Source organism: Rathayibacter sp. YIM 133350 (genome assembly GCF_037404875.1).
Lineage (GTDB): Bacteria > Actinomycetota > Actinomycetes > Actinomycetales > Microbacteriaceae > Orlajensenia.
On the sequence record NZ_JBBELO010000022.1, the window covers coordinates 81,317 to 97,477 of the forward strand.

Genomic DNA, 16,161 nt, shown 5'->3' on the forward strand with positions numbered 1-16,161 from the left:
CTGCTAGCCCCGACGCAGGCGGCTGGCCCCGACCTCAGTGCCCGCGGTAGGGCGAGATGACGACCTCGACGCGCTGGAACTCCTTGAGGTCGGAGTACCCGGTCGTCGCCATCGAGCGACGCAGCGCTCCGACGAGGTTCGCGTTGCCCTCCGAGACGGATGCCGGGCCGTAGAGGATCTCCTCGAGCGGTGCGATGCCGCCCACCTGCACGCGGTTTCCCCGGGGCAGCTTGGAGTGGTGCGATTCCGCTCCCCAGTGAAACCCGCCGCCGGGAGCGTCGGTCGCGCGGGCGAGCGCCGAGCCCAGCATCACGGCATCCGCTCCGCAGGCGATCGCCTTCACGATGTCGCCCGAGGTGCCGAGACCGCCGTCGGCGATCACGTGCACGTAGCGTCCGCCCGACTCGTCGAGGTAGTCGCGGCGGGCGCCGGCGACATCGGCGACGGCGGTGGCCATCGGGGCGTGGATGCCGAGCGCCGCCCGGGTGGTGGATGCTGCGCCGCCGCCGAAGCCGACGAGCACGCCCGCGGCGCCCGTGCGCATGAGGTGCAGCGCGGCGGTGTAGGTCGCCGCGCCGCCCACGATCACGGGAACGTCGAGTTCGTAGATGAATTTCTTGAGGTTCAGCGGTTCCTGGTTCTTCGAGACGTGCTCGGCCGACACCGTGGTGCCGCGGATGACGAAGAGGTCGACGCCCGCTGCGACGACGGTCTCGTAGAGCTCCTGCGTGCGCTGCGGCGAGAGCGCGCCGGCCACGGTCACGCCCGCGGCGCGGATCTCGGCCAGGCGCTGGGTGACGAGCTCGGGCTTGATGGGCTCGGAGTAGATCTCCTGCATCCGCCGCGTCGACTGCTCCTGCGGCAGCGAACGGATCTCCGCGAGAACGGGCTCCGGGTCGTCGTAGCGGGTCCACACCCCCTCGAGGTCGAGCACGCCGAGGCCACCCAGCTGGCCGATGCGGATGGCGGAGGCCGGCGAGACGACCGAGTCCATCGGCGCAGCCAGGAACGGGATGTCGAACTGGTAGGCGTCGATCGACCAGGTCACCGACACGTCCTCGGGGTCGCGGGTGCGCCGGCTGGGCACGATCGCGACGTCGTCGAAGGCAAACACGCGGCGCCCGCGCTTGGCGCGGCCGATCTCCATCTCCATACTCACCGGGCAAGCCTATCGCCGCGGCCGAGAGGCGCCCGGATGCCGCCGGTGCCTAGCGCCGGCGGCGCACCCGCGATTCATCCCAGACCGGTTCGTTCGATTCGTAGACCTCGCCGTCGGAGCCGAAGACGAGGAAGCGGTCGAAGCTGCGCGCGAACCAGCGGTCGTGCGTGACGGCCAGCACCGTTCCGTCGAACGCCTGCAGCGCATCCTGCAGCGCCTCGGCCGAGACGAGGTCGAGGTTGTCGGTCGGCTCGTCGAGCAGCAGGAGGGTCGCCCCCGAGAGCTCGAGCAGCAGGATCTGCAGTCGCGCCTGCTGCCCGCCCGAGAGCGACTCGAACCGCGAGCCGGCAGAGGCGACGAGGCCGTAGCGGTCGAGGGCTCCGCTGGCGGCCTCGCGGGGCATCCCGGCGCGTCCGTCGTCGCCGCGGTGCAGGATCTCGAGCAGGGTGCGACCGACGAGATCCGGGTGCTCGTGCAGCTGGGCGAACCAGCCCGGAACGACTCTGGCACCGAGCACAGCACGGCCGGTGTGCGGAACGGGGGCAAGGCCCTCGCCGACACTCGTCACGTGGCCGAGCATGCGATCGGGTTCCGTTCCACCGCGGGCCAGCAGGCGCAGGAAGTGCGACTTGCCCGAGCCGTTCGAGCCGAGCACCGCCACGCGCTCCCCGTACCAGACCTCGAGGTCGAACGGATGCATGAGTCCCGTCAGTTCGAGGCGCTCGGCGATCACGGCCCGCTTACCCGTGCGCGCGCCACGCAATCGCATCGAGACGTCCTGTGCCGGCGGTCGCTCCTGGGGCGGCCCGGCGTCCTCGAAGCGGCGAAGCCGCGTCTGCGCCGCCTGGTAGCGAGAGGCCATTCCGTCGTTGTAGGTCGCCTTGGTCTTCAGCGTCTGCACGAGCGTCTTCAGCTTGAGATGCTCCTCGTCCCAGCGGCGCCGCAACTCGTCGAGCCGCTCGAAGCGTTCGGCACGGGCATCGTGGTAGCTGCCGAACCCGCCACCGTGCGTCCACGCCGTGTTGCCGGCCGCACCGAGCTCGAGGGTCACGATGCGATCCGCCGCCCGCGCGAGCAGCTCGCGGTCGTGTGAGACGAGCAGAACCGTCTTGCGCGTGGCTCGCAGCTGCTCCTCGAGCCAGCGCTTGCCCGGCACGTCGAGGGAGTTGTCGGGCTCGTCGAGCAGCAGCACCTCCTCGGGTCCGCGCAGCAGCGCCTCGAGGGCGAGCCGCTTCTGTTCACCGCCTGAGAGCGTATTGACGTCGCGATAGCGCGCCCGCTCCCACGGCACGCCGATGGCGGCGATGGTGCAGGTGTCCCACAGCGTCTCCTGCTCGTACCCGCCCGCATCCGCGTAGTCGGCGAGCGCGGTGGCGTACCGCATCTGCGTGGAGGTGTCGTCGTTCTCGATGAGCGCCTCCTCGGCGGCGTCGAGTTCGATCGCCGCTGCGCGCACCCTCGACGGAGCGACCGAGACGAGCAGGTCGTGCACGGTTCCGGATGCCGCGTGGCCGACGAACTGGTCCATCACGCCGAGCCCGCCCGAGATCGCGACAGCGCCGTCATCGGGCGCCGTCTGGCCGCGGATGATGCGGAGCACCGTGGACTTGCCCGCACCGTTGGCGCCGATGAGGGCCGCCGTGAGACCGTCGCCGATGCGGAACGAGACGTCCGCGAGCAAGGGCCGTCCGTCGGGGAGGGCGAGCGTGAGCCCGTTGACCTCGATGCTGCCCATGTCCGTGTGTCCTCCGGAAGCCTCTGTGCAGGGCCGCCCGGCGGGCAGCCTCCCAGACTAGCGGCTGCTCGCGCGTGTGGGTGCCCTGCGGCAAGCTGGAGGCATGAGGATCGATCCCGAACCGCTCGACCGCCTGCGCACCCGCACGAGCGCGAAGTGGTTGTCGTATCCGCCCGACGTGCTGCCGCTGCCGGTGGCCGAGATGGACTTCCCCCTGGCTCCGGCCGTCGCCTCCGCCCTCCATGACGCGATCGATCGCTCCGACACCGGCTACCACTACGGCAGCCGCGACGTTGCCGAGGCCTTCGCCGAGTTCGCGGCTGAGCGGTGGAACTGGAGGCTCGATCCGGCCCGGGTCACGCTCTGCGTCGACGTGAGCGCGGGCATCGTCGAGGTGCTGCGCCAGGTGACGGATGCCGGCGACGGCATCATCATCTGCCCACCGGTCTATCCGCCGTTCTTCGAGCTGCCCGACGAGGCGCAACGCCCGCTCGTGACGGTGCCCCTGCTCGGCGGCATCGAGGAGGGCTGGTCGCTCGACCTCGACGGCATCGACGCCGCCTTCTCGGGCGGAGCGCGCGCCATGATCCTCTCCAACCCCCACAACCCCGTCGGACTCTGCTTCGACGCCGCGCAGCTCGCGGCGCTCGCGGAGGTCGCCGCCCGGCACGGCGCCACCGTCATCAGCGACGAGATCCACGGCGCGCTCACCCTGCCGGGCGCCAGCTTCGTTCCCTTCCTGGGGGTGTCGGATGCGGCGCGCGAGATCGGCGTCACCGTCACCTCGGCGAGCAAGGCGTTCAACCTCGCGGGGCTCAAGTGCGCCATGGTCATCTCGGCGAGCGAGCGCGCAGACGCGATCCGCGATGCCTTCCCGGCCGAAGTGGAATGGCGCGCCTCGATGTTCGGCGCCGTCTCCGCGATCGCGGCGTTCCGCGAGAGCCGGGAGTGGCTCGACGGCGTCATCGAGACGCTCGATGCGAACCGGCGGTTGCTCGAGCGGCTGCTCTCCGAGCAGCTTCCCGGGGTGCGCTACCGGCTCCCCGACGCCACCTACCTCGCCTGGCTCGACCTCTCCGCCCTCGGCTGGGGGGACGATCCGGCGGCGTACGCCCTCGAGCACGCCCGCGTTGCGCTCGGCAACGGCCCCGAGTTCGGTGCCGAAGAAGGCCGGGGCCACGCCCGGCTCAACTTCGGCACCCACCCCGAGATCCTCACCGAGGCGATCGGGCGGTTGCGCTCAGCGCAGTGACCGGAAGGCCGCCCGCATCTCCTGGGAACTCCGCATCCCGCGCGAAAAGCGAGGAGATCCGAAAAGCGAGGACATTCCGAAAAGCGAGGAGGTTCGGCGCGACACGCCGCCGAAACGCGCGAAACGCCCGGCACCAACCCGGAATCGCCTCGCTTTTCGGAATCTCCTCGCTTTTGGAAACCGGCCTACCGCGTGTAGTTCGGCGCCTCCACGACGATCTGCACGTCGTGCGGATGCGATTCCTTCAGCCCGGCGGGAGTGATGCGCACGAAGCGGCCCTTCTCCTTGAGCTCGGGGATGGAGCGCGCGCCCACGTAGAACATCGACTGGCGCAGCCCGCCGACGAGCTGGTACGCCACCGCGGAGAGCGGGCCGCGGAACGGCACCTGTCCCTCGATGCCCTCGGGGATGAGCTTGTCGTCGTTCGGCACGTCGGCCTGGAAGTAGCGGTCCTTGGAGTACGAGGTCTTCTTGCCGCGCGTCTGCAGGGCACCGAGGGAACCCATGCCCCGGTAGGTCTTGAACTGCTTGCCGTTCTGGAAGACGAGTTCCCCGGGGCTCTCGGCCGTACCGGCCAGCAGCGAACCGAGCATCACGGTGTCCGCACCGGCGACGAGCGCCTTGGCGATGTCACCCGAGAACTGCAGGCCACCATCCGCGATCACCGGGATGCCGGCCTCGCGCGCCGCGAGGGAGGCCTCGTAGACGGCGGTGACCTGGGGCACTCCGACGCCGGCGACGATGCGGGTGGTGCAGATGGAGCCCGGCCCGACACCGACCTTGATGGCGTCGGCCCCTGCGTCGATGAGCGCCTGAGCGCCCGACCGGGTCGCGACATTGCCGCCGATGATGTCGACGCCCGCGAAGGCCGGGTCGGCCTTCAGCCGTCGGATGATGTCGAGCACGCCGGCGCTCTCGCCGTTGGCGGTGTCGACGACGAGCACGTCCACGCCCGCCTCGAGCAGCGCCGTGGCACGCTCCCAGGCGTCGCCGAAGAAGCCGATGGCGGCACCGACGCGCAGACGGCCCTCCTCGTCCTTCGTGGCGTTGGGGTACTGCTCCGACTTGTCGAAGTCCTTCACCGTGATCAGGCCGGTGAGACGGCCGGCGTCATCGACGAGGGGAAGCTTCTCGATCTTGTGCTGCGCGAAGATGGCGACGGCCTCGTCGGGATCGATCCCGACGCGCCCGGTGATGAGGGGCTGCTTGGTCATCACGTCGCGTACGAGCGTCGTCTTCTTCTCGAAGTCCGAGACGAAGCGCATGTCGCGGTTGGTGATGATGCCGACGAGCACGCCGTCCTCGTCGATCACGGGAACGCCGCTGACGCGGTACTGGGCGCACAGGTCATCGACATCGGCGACCGAGGCATCCGGCGTGGTCGTGACGGGGTTGGTGATCATGCCCGACTCGCTGCGCTTCACCAGGTCGACCTGCGCAGCCTGGTCCTCGATGGAGAGATTGCGGTGCAGGATGCCGATGCCGCCCTGGCGCGCCATCGCGATCGCCATGCGCGTCTCGGTCACCGTGTCCATCGCGGAGGAGAGCAGCGGCACGGCCACGTTGATGCGCCGCGTGAGCCTGCTGGTGGTGTCGGCCTCGCTCGGGATGACGTCGGTGTGCCCGGGAAGCAGCAGCACGTCGTCATACGTCAGTCCGATGAATCCGAAGGGATCGGGCTCGCCCATGTCAGTCCTTTTCGTCGCGCAGATCAATTGCGAACCGGGGCCATCGTGATGATTCGACCGGTTCACCAATGTTAAGCGAGTTTGCGTCCAAGGCATTCCTCCCCCCAGAATCACCACACGACACACAGCACCGCCGAAACACATAAGACATAATCAGCACGTACTGTCGACACCGTCGTTGACAGACCGGAACTCGGGGCCGCGGGGCACCACCATGGAGGTTCAGTGCGATCCACTGATGCGGTACACAGGCGAGCACCGGGTTTTCTCGTGCTCCTGCTGACTGCCCTGCTCGCGGCCATCGGGCTCAGCCTGTTCGCCGCCGCCCCGGCGCACGCCGACGAGGGCGGTTCCGGTGACTACACGTTCGCCGGCAACGTGCAGTACAACCAGAAGCCCCTCGAAGGCGTCGAGATCACGGTCTCCGGCAACGGTGAGAAGGTCACGGTGAAGACGGATGCCGCGGGCCAGTGGCGCATCCACGTCGCCGCGAAGGGCAGCTACAAGGTCACCCTCGACGAGGAGACCCTCCCCAAGGGCGTCGTCGTGGCCAAGGGCGGGGCGACCCAGACGGCGGAGTTCGGGCTCACTCAGACGAAGGCGGTCAACTTCTTCCTCGGCCAGGGCCAGCGGGTCACGAACACGTTCTGGGACCAGCTGCTGCAACGCCTGATCAACGGCCTGAACTTCGGGCTCATGCTCGCGCTCGCGGCCATCGGCCTCTCCCTCATCTTCGGAACGACGGGCCTGTCCAACTTCGCGCACTCCGAGATGATCACCTTCGGCGCGCTGATGACGCTCACGTTCAGCACCATCCTCGGATGGCCGCTCTGGGCGGGCATCGCCATCGCGCTCATCCTCTCCGCCGGACTCGGCTGGAGCATGGATGCCGTCATCTGGAAGCCGCTGCGCAAGAAGGGCGTCGGCCTCATCCCGATGATGATCGTCAGCATCGGCCTCTCGCTCGCCATCCGGTACGTGTACCAGTTCTTCTACGGCGGCGCGACGCGCCAGCTGCCGGGAGCGACGCTTCCCTCGGAACTGCGCATCGGCGCCGCGAGCCTGTCCTGGGTCGACGTGCTCAGCATGGTCATCAGCCTCGTCGTGCTGGGCGGAGTGGCGTTCTTCCTGCTGCGCACCCGCATCGGCAAGGCCACCCGCGCGGTCTCCGACAACCCCAGCCTCGCCTCGGCCAGCGGTATCGACGTCGACAGGGTCATCCGCATCGTGTGGGTCATGGGCGGCGCCCTCGCGGGCCTCTCCGGCATCCTGTACGCCTACTACCGTCCGGGCGTCAGCTGGGACATGGGCTTCCAGATCCTGCTGCTCGTCTTCGCCGCGGTCACGCTCGGCGGCCTCGGCACCGCGTTCGGCGCCCTTGTCGGCTCGCTCGTCGTCGGCCTGTTCGTCGAGCTGTCGACGCTCTGGCTGCCCTCCGACCTCAAGTACGTCGGAGCGCTCGTCGTCCTGATCCTCGTGCTCCTGCTTCGACCGCAGGGCATCCTGGGTCGCAAAGAGAGAATCGGATAGGGGCCGGCCATGCTCGACTGGGGAGCCATCTTCTCGAACGCGTCGCAGGAGCTCATCAGCCCGACGACCGCCGCCTACGCCCTGGCCGCACTGGGGCTTGCCATCCACTTCGGCTACACCGGACTGCTGAACTTCGGCCAGGCCGGATTCATGGCGCTCGGCGCCTACGGCTACGCCATCTCGACCCTCACCTTCGGGTTCCCGGTCTGGGCGTCGGTGCTGGTCGGCGTGGGCGCATCCGTCATCTTCGCCCTCATCCTGGGCATCCCGACGCTGCGGTTGCGGGCGGACTACCTCGCCATCGTGACGATCGCGGCCGCCGAGATCCTGCGCCTGCTGTTCACGACGAACACGTTCGAATCGATCACCGGATCGGCGACCGGCCTCAGCGGCTACAAGGGCGGCTTCGGCGACCTCAACCCGATTCCGCCCGGAACCTACGGGTTCGGCCCCTGGCAGTACAACGCCTACGACTGGTGGGTGCGCATCGTCGGGTGGAGCGTGGTCATCCTCGCGGCCCTGTTCACCTGGCTCATCATGCGCAGCCCGTGGGGGCGCGTCATCAAGGGCATCCGTGAAGACGAGGATGCGGTGCGCGCCCTCGGCAAGAACGTGTACTCCTACAAGATGCAGAGCCTCATCCTCGGTGGCGTCTTCGGCACCCTGGCCGGCATGATCTTCGTGCTGCCCCGCGCGGTGGTTCCGGCCAACTACCAGACCTCGCTCACGTTCTTCATCTACGCGATCCTGCTGCTCGGCGGTGCCGCCACCATCCTCGGCCCCATCGTCGGCTCGATGATCTTCTGGGTGCTGCTCTCGTTCTTCTCGGGCTTCATCGCGCGAGCGGTCGAGGCCGGCTGGCTGCCATTCATGTCACAGGTTCAGGCTGGTCAGCTACGGTTCATCCTGGTGGGCGTGGCGATCATGCTGATCGTGATCTTCAGGCCTCAAGGCATCCTCGGAAACAAGAAGGAGCTGGCCTTTGTCAAGTGACATCTCTTCCGCGACCAGTCCGGTCAAGACGACCGGACTGCACATCGGCGAGGCCGAGCCCGGCTGCCGCAAGGTGGATCCCATCCTCATCGCCGACGGCGTCCGACGCACCTTCGGCGGATTGACCGCCGTCGACGTCGAGCACGTCGAGATTCCGCGCGGCGCCATCACCGCCCTCATCGGCCCGAACGGCGCCGGCAAGACGACCTTCTTCAATCTGCTCACCGGCTTCGACCGGCCGGATGCGGGCGTGTGGGAGTTCGACAAGAAGCCGCTGGCGCACGTGCCCGCCTACCGGGTCGCTCGCATGGGCCTCATTCGCACGTTCCAGCTGACCAAGTCGCTCGGCCTGCTCTCGGTTCTCGACAACATGAAGCTCGGAGCCAAGGGCCAGTCGGGCGAGAACCTGTTCCGGTCGGTGCTGCCCTTCCTCTGGCGACGGCAGGAGAGCGCGAACGAGCAGAAGGCGATCGAACTGCTCACGCGCTTCAAGCTCGACGGCAAGAAGAACGACTACGCCGCATCACTCTCGGGCGGCCAGCGCAAGCTGCTCGAGATGGCACGCGCCCTCATGAGCGACCCTGAGCTGGTCATGCTCGACGAGCCGATGGCGGGTGTGAACCCGGCCCTGACCCAGTCGCTGCTGGACCACATCCTCGATCTGAAGAACCAGGGCATGACCGTGCTGTTCGTCGAGCACGACATGCACATGGTGCGCCACATCGCCGACTGGGTCATCGTGATGGCCGAGGGCAAGGTCGTGGCAGAGGGTGATCCCCACACCGTCATGCAGAACGAGGCCGTGATCGACGCCTACCTCGGGCGCCACCACGACACCGACCTCGGCACCGAGGACTCGGAGCACATCGAGGTACTGAAGGAGCTCATCGATGACGAACAGTGACGCCACCCTGACACCGGCACCGGCGGCCACCGCCCGTTCGGTCGTCGAGGTGCGCAACGTGACGGCGGGCTACCTGCCGGGCGTGAACATCCTGAACTCCTGCTCGCTCGTGGCCAACCAGGGCGAGCTCATCGGCATCATCGGCCCCAACGGCGCCGGCAAGTCGACTCTGCTGAAGGCCATCTTCGGCCTCGTGAAGGTGCGCGAGGGCGGAATCTTCCTGCAGGGCGAGGAGATTACCAATCTCAAGGCCAACAAGCTCGTCGCCAAGGGCGTCGGCTTCGTGCCGCAGACGAACAACGTCTTCCCGTCGCTGACCATCCAGGAGAACCTCGAGATGGGCATGTACCAGAAGCCCAAGGGGCTGAAGGAACGCCTCGAGTTCGTCACCGAGATCTTCCCTGAGCTCGGCCGTCGTCTTCCGCAGCGGGCGGGCTCGCTGTCGGGCGGTGAGCGCCAGATGGTCGCCATGTCGCGTGCGCTCATGATGGGCCCGCACGTCATGCTCCTCGACGAGCCCTCTGCCGGCCTCTCCCCCGTGCGCCAGGACGAGGCGTTCCTGCGCGTCAAGGAGATCAACCGTGCCGGCGTGACCACGATCATGGTCGAGCAGAACGCGCGACGCTGCCTGCAGATCTGCGACCGCGGCTACGTGCTCGACCAGGGCCGCGACGCCTACACCGGTACCGGCCGTGAGCTGCTGAACGACCCGAAGGTCATCGGCCTCTATCTCGGCACCCTCGGCGCCTAGGCGCACCAGCGCGACACACGAAGGGCGGATGCTGCGGCATCCGCCCTTCTGCGTGCCCCCCCCGAGAGGTGCCCGCCCGACCGGCACGCGAAAGGGCCCCGGCTCGCGCCGGGGCCCCTCCGTCACTGACGCGTCAGTTGATGCGCTTGTAGGTGTTGTCGGCACCGTACTGGTAGATGCCGATGGTGGCCTCGGTCGGGTCACCGTTCTTGTCGAGCGTGATCGGTCCGCTGGGGCCGTCGTAGTCGATCTGCTTGCCTTCCTTGAGGAGCTTGGCGCCCTCTTCGAAGGAGGTGACCTTCTCGCCCTTGCCGCTGCCGCCGGAGACCTGCTGCAGGTACTTGGCGATCTCGGTGCCCTCGGTGCTGTTGGCCGCGTAGGCGGCCAGTGCGATGAGCACGGTGGCGTCGTAGGACTCGGGGCCGTAGCTGAAGTCCGTCAGGGCCGGGTCGGTTCCGAGCAGCTTGGTGCGGAAGTCGTCCTTCAGCTTCGGGCCGGGCAGCGTGCCCTTCGATCCCTTGATGAGGCCGGGGGCGAAGTCCTTGCTGTAGTCCGCCAGGTTTCCGTCGACGAAGTAGAGCTTGTCGCCGGGGAAGCCGCTGCCGACCAGTGCCGGAACGGCGACCTTCGCCTCATCGAACGTGATGACGGCCACCGCGTCGGGCTTCGCCGCGTTGATGGAGGCCAGCTGGGCGTCGAAGTTGGAGTCGCCCGAGTTGAACAGCTCCTCGGCGACGACCTTTCCGCCGGCGTCCTCGAACGTCGACTTCAGCTGCTTGGCCAGGCCGGTGCCGTACGGGTCGTTCAGCACGAGCAGGCCGAGCGACTGAACGCCGTCCTCAGCGATCTGGTTTCCGAGAACCTCACCCTGGAGCAGGTCCGAGGGGGCGGTACGGAAGTACAGGCCCTTGTCGTTGTAGGTCGTGAAGTCGGGCGACGTGTTCGCCGGCGAGAACTGCACGACGCCGGCGCCCGTGATCTGGTCGATCACGGTCTTCGAGACACCCGAGGATGCCGCACCGATGATCGCCGAGACGCCCTGCGAGAGCAGATCGGTGACGGAGACGGTGGCGGTGTCGGTCGTGGTGTCACCGGAGTCGCGGTAGGTCACGTCGAGCTTCAGACCGGAGTCCGCGGCGTTGACGTCGCTCGCGCCGAGCTTGACGCCGGCTTCCTCGGGCGGGCCGAGGAAGGCGAGGGTGCCCGACTCGGGGAGGATCGTGCCGACCTTCAGGTCGAGGTCGCGGTCTCCCGCCTTGATGGGCAGGGCGTCGCCAGCGTCGGCAGCCGCCGAGGTCGAAGGGGTGCTGGCAGTGCCGCCGCCGCTGCTGCACGCGGTCAGTAGCAGAGCGCTGACGCCGACGACGGCGATACCGCTCAGTACTGCCCCGGCAGAGCGCGAGGCCTTGGCCTTCGCAAATACGCTCATGTTGCTCCTTGGGCGTGTGGAATGTGACCGGCAGTCGACATGACTGCCGTGGTGTCACAGTATTGGGCACTGCTAGGCGAAACAAGCCAAACAGGTCACAGTGTTGCAACACGGCCCGAATTGTTACATTGCCGCAAAGAACCGGGTGCTTTTCGACGAATTCCGTAGTGAGAGCGTTCTTCGACGAAACAATTCGCCATCACGGCGTCGCTGCGACACCCCGGTAGCTGATGTCGGATCCATCGGAGAGGGCATCGGCGCACTGCCCCCAACCGGAGCACTCGAAGCCGTCGTGAGACAGGTCCGGCAGCGCCGCGGCGACCGCCGCTCCGCTGTCGTTGTGAGCGGAGATCGCCGCCAGGGCGAGCCTCAGGAGAACGTCATATCCCTCCGGCCCTCCCGACAGGGCTTCCAGGCCGGGATCGGCGCTCTTCAGCCGGGCGGCGAACGTGTCGTCGACCGGAGCGAGGGCACCGGGGTCGCCGAGTGCCGGCAGGGGCACGATGCTCGTCCCGGCGGCGCCGAGCGCATCGCGAAGGCCGGCGTCGGCATCCGCCGCCCCACCCCAGAGCACCACGTCGACGCCGTGGGCGAGCAGGTCGGCGGCGAGTGCTGCGCCGTCGCCACCGATCACCCGATGGATGAGCACGAGATCGGCTCCCGCCACCCCGCCCTGCTCGTCGACCTCGCGAGCGGCCAGCTCCGTACCGGCGACGACTGCCGCCGAGACCGCTGCCGCATCGCCGCCGTCGAGCACCGTCGCCACCCGCAGGATGCCGTCACCGGGATGAGCAGTGACCGCGATCGGGCCTGCGGTGACCGAAGGAACGGGGCGGGAGGCCTTGTCTGTGTTCGTGCACCCGCACAGCGTGAGCAGCAGGGCTCCCGCGAGCGCAATGAGGGCCGTGGCGCGGGCGGGCATCGGCTGCTCCTTCGAAAGGGTCGGCGCCACCCTACTGAGGAATCAGGCCGTGACGACGGATGCGCGCCGCGAGGTGCGCGCCGTTCTCACCAGGTCGACGGCGAGCACCAGAAGGGCGACCCACACGAGCGCGAAGCCGAACCAGCGTTCCGGCGGCATCGCCTCGTGCAGCACGGCGACACCCACGATGAACTGGATGAACGGGGCGAAGTACTGGATGAAGCCCATGTACACCAGCGGAAGGCGCCGGGAGGCAGCCGCGAAGAAGAGAAGGGGAACAGCGGTGATCGCGCCGGCCGCGATGAGCAGCACCGTGTTCCACGTGCCCACGCTGCCGAAGGTGATGCCGCCGCCGATCACCTGCACGAGCACGAGCACGAGCACCGCGACGGGCGCAAGCCACAGGGTCTCGAGGGTGAGCCCCGAGACGGCGTCGACCTGATGGCCGACGTTCTTCTTGATCAGCCCGTAGAACCCGAACGAGAACGCGAGGGCGAGTGCGATCCACGGCAGCGAACCGTAGCCGACGGCGAGCACGATCACAGCGGCGATGCTGATGCCCACGGCGATCCACTGCAGCGGACGCAGTCGCTCGCGAAGCACGATGACGCCGAGGAAGACCGTGACGATGGGGTTGATGAAGTAGCCCAGGGCCGCCTCGACCACCTGACCGCTCACGGTGGCGAACACGTAGGTCTGCCAGTTGATGAAGATGAGCACGCCGGCCAGGCCCATCGTGAGACTCACCCGGGGCTGGCGCAGCAGCCGCGTGAAGGCGCCCCAACCGCGCGTGACGGTGAGCAGGATGGCGCAGAAGACGAGGGAGAAGAGGATGCGCCACGCGACGATCTCGAACGGGCCCGTCGGCGCCAGCGCGATGAAGTAGATGGGAAGGAAGCCCCAGAGCACGTATGCCGAGACGGCGAAGACGAGTCCGGTGTTCTGCGAGCCGATCGCCGGTGATGGGGTCTTCGGCGTCTCGGTTCTCGTGCCTGCCACTCGCAGCAGTCTACGCGGCGGCCACGGGCGTGGATGGGACGGGGCCTGCCACGACCGCGCGAATTCCTGCCGCACGCAGAAGGGCCCGGATGCATCGCATCCGGGCCCTTCTCGAAGCGGGTGAGCTAGCGCACGACCACCGCGAGCACGTCGCGGGCCGACAGCACGAGGAACTCCTCGCCGCCGAACTTGACCTCGGTTCCGCCGTACTTGGAGTAGAGCACCTTGTCGCCGACGTTGACGTCGAGCGGAACGCGGTTGCCGTTGTCATCGATGCGGCCGGGACCGACAGCCACGACCTCGCCCTCCTGGGGCTTCTCCTTGGCGGTGTCGGGGATGACCAGGCCGGAAGCAGTGGTCTGCTCTGCCTCGACCTGCTTGATGACGATGCGATCCTCGAGCGGCTTGATGGAGACCGACACGGTTGACCTCTTTCTTGTACTAAGACTGGGTTAGCAGACTCGATGTGAGAGTGCTAAGTCGAGTGTATTGGCTGACTGGCACTCATGCAACGCGAGTGCCAACAGCCGGGCCGTGTACCGTCGAGAGCATGGAACGCTCGGAGTTGGTGCTGCTGCTCTCACCAGAGGGCCTGCGCCTGCTCGACGAGATCCCGCCCGTCACGAACTCGACCGACATCGTGCGCGTCGTCGCCGCGCTGAGGGCGGCGGGCCACGATCCCGGCCTTGTCGCGGCCGCCCTGACGCAGGCGCGGTTGCGCACCAAGGCGGAAGGGAAGTTCGGCGAATTCGCCGCCCGCATGCTCTTCACCGAGGCGGGGCTGGAACAGGCCACGCGGCTCTCTGTTGCCGCCCTGCACGCCGGCCGGTTCGCCGCCGCGGGAGTGCGCTGGGTCGCCGACCTCGGCTGCGGCATCGGGGGCGACGCCCTCGCGTTCGCCGCCCTCGACCTCGACGTTCTCGCCGCGGATGCCGATGAACTGACCGCGGCCATTGCGAGCTACAACCTCGCCCCCTTCGCCAACGCCGAGGTGCTGCACGCCCGTGCGGAAGATGTCGACCTCTCCGGGGTCGGCGGCGTCTACCTCGATCCGGCACGGCGAACGGCAGGGCACCACGACACGCACCGGCTCACGCGGCCGGAGGACTACTCCCCCTCCCTCTCGTTCGCCTTCGGCCTCGCTGAGCGGCTGCCGGTCGGCGTCAAGCTCGGCCCCGGCCTGGACCGCGACCTCATCCCCGCCGACGCCGAGGCCCAGTGGGTCTCGGTCAACGGCGCCCTCGTCGAGATGACGCTGTGGTTCGGCGCGCTGGCCCGCGACGGCATCCGTCGCTCGGCGTTGCTCACCGGCACAGGCGGCACGCACGAGCTGGCCGCCGCCGCGGACTCCGTCGACGCCGAGGCGGGGCCGCTCGGCGAGTACGTCTACGAACCCGACGGTGCCGTCATCCGAGCGCGCCTCATCGGCGATCTCGCACGCAGCCTCGACGCCCGGATGCTGAGCGAGGGCATCGCCTACCTCACCTCGGACAGCGCGCGGCCAACGCCCTTCGCGACCGCGTTCCGCGTGCTCGAGACGCTTCCTGCCGACGAGAAGAAGCTCAAGGCGGCACTGCGCGAGCGCGGCATCGGCACCCTCGAGATCAAGAAGCGCGGCGTCGACGTCGACCCTGCGGCGCTGCGCAAGCGGCTCGCGCTGAAGGGTTCGGCGAGCGCGACCATCGTGATGACTCGGGTCGCCGGGCGCCACGCCACTCTTCTCGTCGAGCGGGTCTAGCGAGCCGTTTCAGAGGGCGCGCGCCGCCATCTGCTGCGCGAACCCGAGCACTACGAGCACCCAGACGGCCGCGAGCACCAGTCCGACGAAGCCCGAGACGATGCCCACGAGCCTCTCGGCCCGGCTGGGCGGGTCGACGCTCCTCGAGATGAATCCGAGCACGATCGCCAGGAGCGATGCGACGGCTCCCCACGGAGCGAACAGGCACACGATGAGGCCGAGCACCCCGAGCCAGGCCGAGGTTCCGGTGGGGCCGCGTCGCTGCGGCGGGAGCACGATGGCTCCGGGTGGCGGCGCCGGAAGGCTCGCCCCGGTGGAGTACCCGGGTACCCGAGGCTCGGAACCGGTCTCGCTCATGCGTCATGCATAGCACAGGGCGCACGGCGCCCGGCCGTCCGCCCTGTGCTGAGGAGAGAACTCAGTAGGTGTTGTAGTTGCTCGTGCTCGCGGCGACGAGCACGAAGATCCAGAAGATGCCGAAGATGAGGGCGATCAGCAGGCCGACGAAGCCGAGGATGATGCCCGTCAGCCACATGCCCTTCGCGGCCGGCTCCCTCTTGCGTCCGAGGAAGCCGAGGATGATCGCCGCGACGGCGGGAACGAAGCCGATGCCGAATAGCCAGGCGCCCAGGAATCCGAGGATGCCTGCGATCAACGAGATGATGCTCAGTACGGGAGTCTTGCCGGGCTGCTGCGGCCCGCCGTAACCCTGGCCATACGCCGGGGTGGCGTAGCCGGGCTGTGCCGGGGCGCCGTAGCCGGGCTGCGGAGCTCCGTACGCGGGCGGCGGTCCGGGAGGGGCGCCGTAGCCGGGAGCCGGTGCGCCATACGCCGGCGGAGCGGGCGGTTCAGGTGCGCGGGGAGGCTCGGGCGCTGCAGGCGGGTCGACCGAGGGCGCCGGCTCGTCGGGGATGCTGCCGCCCGGGCGGTCGCCGAAGTCCGGTTCGCCCGGTGTGGGACTGGTCGGATTGCTCATGTGTTTCGTCTCCTTCGAGGCGTTGGGTGAGTGAACCCCCTGTCGGCGTTCTCCCAGCTTCAGACTACTCTCGGGGGTGCAGGCG

The 16,161-nt window shown here is 68.4% G+C and carries 15 protein-coding genes; 6 read left to right on the top strand and 9 right to left on the bottom strand.

Annotated elements, in window-relative coordinates; all coding sequences use genetic code 11:
- Positions 1 to 34: 34 nt before the first annotated feature.
- Positions 35 to 1,153: a GuaB3 family IMP dehydrogenase-related protein gene (locus WDJ51_RS06560; RefSeq protein WP_337851747.1), complete on the bottom strand. Its 1,119-nt coding sequence runs from the start codon at positions 1,151 to 1,153 to the stop codon at positions 35 to 37.
- A gap of 55 nt (positions 1,154 to 1,208) precedes the next feature.
- Entirely contained in the window at positions 1,209 to 2,894 is a 1,686-nt protein-coding gene (locus tag WDJ51_RS06565) for an ABC-F family ATP-binding cassette domain-containing protein (protein WP_337851636.1), read from the bottom strand.
- A gap of 103 nt (positions 2,895 to 2,997) precedes the next feature.
- On the opposite strand from WDJ51_RS06565, the gene WDJ51_RS06570 reads away from it, so the two are divergent.
- Complete coding sequence (locus WDJ51_RS06570; protein WP_337851637.1) at positions 2,998 to 4,146, top strand: MalY/PatB family protein; 1,149 nt, start codon at positions 2,998 to 3,000, stop codon at positions 4,144 to 4,146.
- A gap of 185 nt (positions 4,147 to 4,331) precedes the next feature.
- Here WDJ51_RS06570 and guaB read toward each other — a convergent pair whose 3' ends face one another.
- Positions 4,332 to 5,834: an IMP dehydrogenase gene (gene guaB / locus WDJ51_RS06575; RefSeq protein ID WP_337851638.1), complete on the bottom strand. Its 1,503-nt coding sequence runs from the start codon at positions 5,832 to 5,834 to the stop codon at positions 4,332 to 4,334.
- 270 nt (positions 5,835 to 6,104) lie between these two features.
- On the opposite strand from guaB, the gene WDJ51_RS06580 reads away from it, so the two are divergent.
- Genes WDJ51_RS06580 through WDJ51_RS06595 form a run of 4 tightly spaced genes read left to right on the top strand, consistent with a single transcriptional unit; the run spans position 6,105 to position 10,012 of the window.
- The gene (locus WDJ51_RS06580; RefSeq protein WP_443218466.1) at positions 6,105 to 7,364 is read left to right on the top strand and encodes a branched-chain amino acid ABC transporter permease; all 1,260 of its coding nucleotides are present in this window, start codon (positions 6,105 to 6,107) and stop codon (positions 7,362 to 7,364) included.
- A gap of 9 nt (positions 7,365 to 7,373) precedes the next feature.
- Positions 7,374 to 8,357 carry a branched-chain amino acid ABC transporter permease gene (locus WDJ51_RS06585; protein ID WP_337851639.1) on the top strand — a complete coding sequence of 328 codons (984 nt, stop codon included), beginning with the start codon at positions 7,374 to 7,376 and terminating at the stop codon, positions 8,355 to 8,357.
- Entirely contained in the window at positions 8,347 to 9,261 is a 915-nt protein-coding gene (locus WDJ51_RS06590) for an ABC transporter ATP-binding protein (RefSeq protein WP_337851640.1), read from the top strand. Before WDJ51_RS06585 ends, WDJ51_RS06590 begins: the two co-directional genes overlap by 11 nt.
- Positions 9,248 to 10,012, top strand: a complete 765-nt coding sequence (locus WDJ51_RS06595; protein WP_337851641.1) for an ABC transporter ATP-binding protein — start codon at positions 9,248 to 9,250, stop codon at positions 10,010 to 10,012. Before WDJ51_RS06590 ends, WDJ51_RS06595 begins: the two co-directional genes overlap by 14 nt.
- Before the next feature lie 133 nt (positions 10,013 to 10,145).
- Here the strand turns inward: WDJ51_RS06595 and WDJ51_RS06600 are convergent, their stop codons facing one another.
- From WDJ51_RS06600 to groES, 4 genes are all read right to left on the bottom strand, one after another.
- Complete coding sequence (locus WDJ51_RS06600; RefSeq protein WP_337851642.1) at positions 10,146 to 11,441, bottom strand: ABC transporter substrate-binding protein; 1,296 nt, start codon at positions 11,439 to 11,441, stop codon at positions 10,146 to 10,148.
- 199 nt (positions 11,442 to 11,640) lie between these two features.
- Entirely contained in the window at positions 11,641 to 12,363 is a 723-nt protein-coding gene (locus WDJ51_RS06605; protein WP_337851643.1) for a hypothetical protein, read from the bottom strand.
- Between the two features lie 42 nt (positions 12,364 to 12,405).
- The gene (rarD, locus tag WDJ51_RS06610) at positions 12,406 to 13,362 is read right to left on the bottom strand and encodes an EamA family transporter RarD (protein ID WP_337851644.1); all 957 of its coding nucleotides are present in this window, start codon (positions 13,360 to 13,362) and stop codon (positions 12,406 to 12,408) included.
- A gap of 125 nt (positions 13,363 to 13,487) precedes the next feature.
- Positions 13,488 to 13,784 (bottom strand): co-chaperone GroES, encoded by a 297-nt coding sequence (gene groES, locus WDJ51_RS06615; RefSeq protein ID WP_337851645.1) that lies wholly within the window; start codon positions 13,782 to 13,784, stop codon positions 13,488 to 13,490.
- Positions 13,785 to 13,912: 128 nt separating this feature from the next.
- On the opposite strand from groES, the gene WDJ51_RS06620 reads away from it, so the two are divergent.
- The gene (locus tag WDJ51_RS06620; RefSeq protein WP_337851646.1) at positions 13,913 to 15,100 is read left to right on the top strand and encodes a class I SAM-dependent methyltransferase; all 1,188 of its coding nucleotides are present in this window, start codon (positions 13,913 to 13,915) and stop codon (positions 15,098 to 15,100) included.
- A gap of 9 nt (positions 15,101 to 15,109) precedes the next feature.
- On the opposite strand, the gene WDJ51_RS06625 is transcribed toward WDJ51_RS06620, so the two are convergent.
- Both WDJ51_RS06625 and WDJ51_RS06630 read right to left on the bottom strand, forming a co-directional pair.
- The gene (locus WDJ51_RS06625; protein WP_337851647.1) at positions 15,110 to 15,457 is read right to left on the bottom strand and encodes a hypothetical protein; all 348 of its coding nucleotides are present in this window, start codon (positions 15,455 to 15,457) and stop codon (positions 15,110 to 15,112) included.
- 61 nt (positions 15,458 to 15,518) lie between these two features.
- Positions 15,519 to 16,076: a DUF4190 domain-containing protein gene (locus WDJ51_RS06630; protein WP_337851648.1), complete on the bottom strand. Its 558-nt coding sequence runs from the start codon at positions 16,074 to 16,076 to the stop codon at positions 15,519 to 15,521.
- Positions 16,077 to 16,161: the final 85 nt, after the last annotated feature.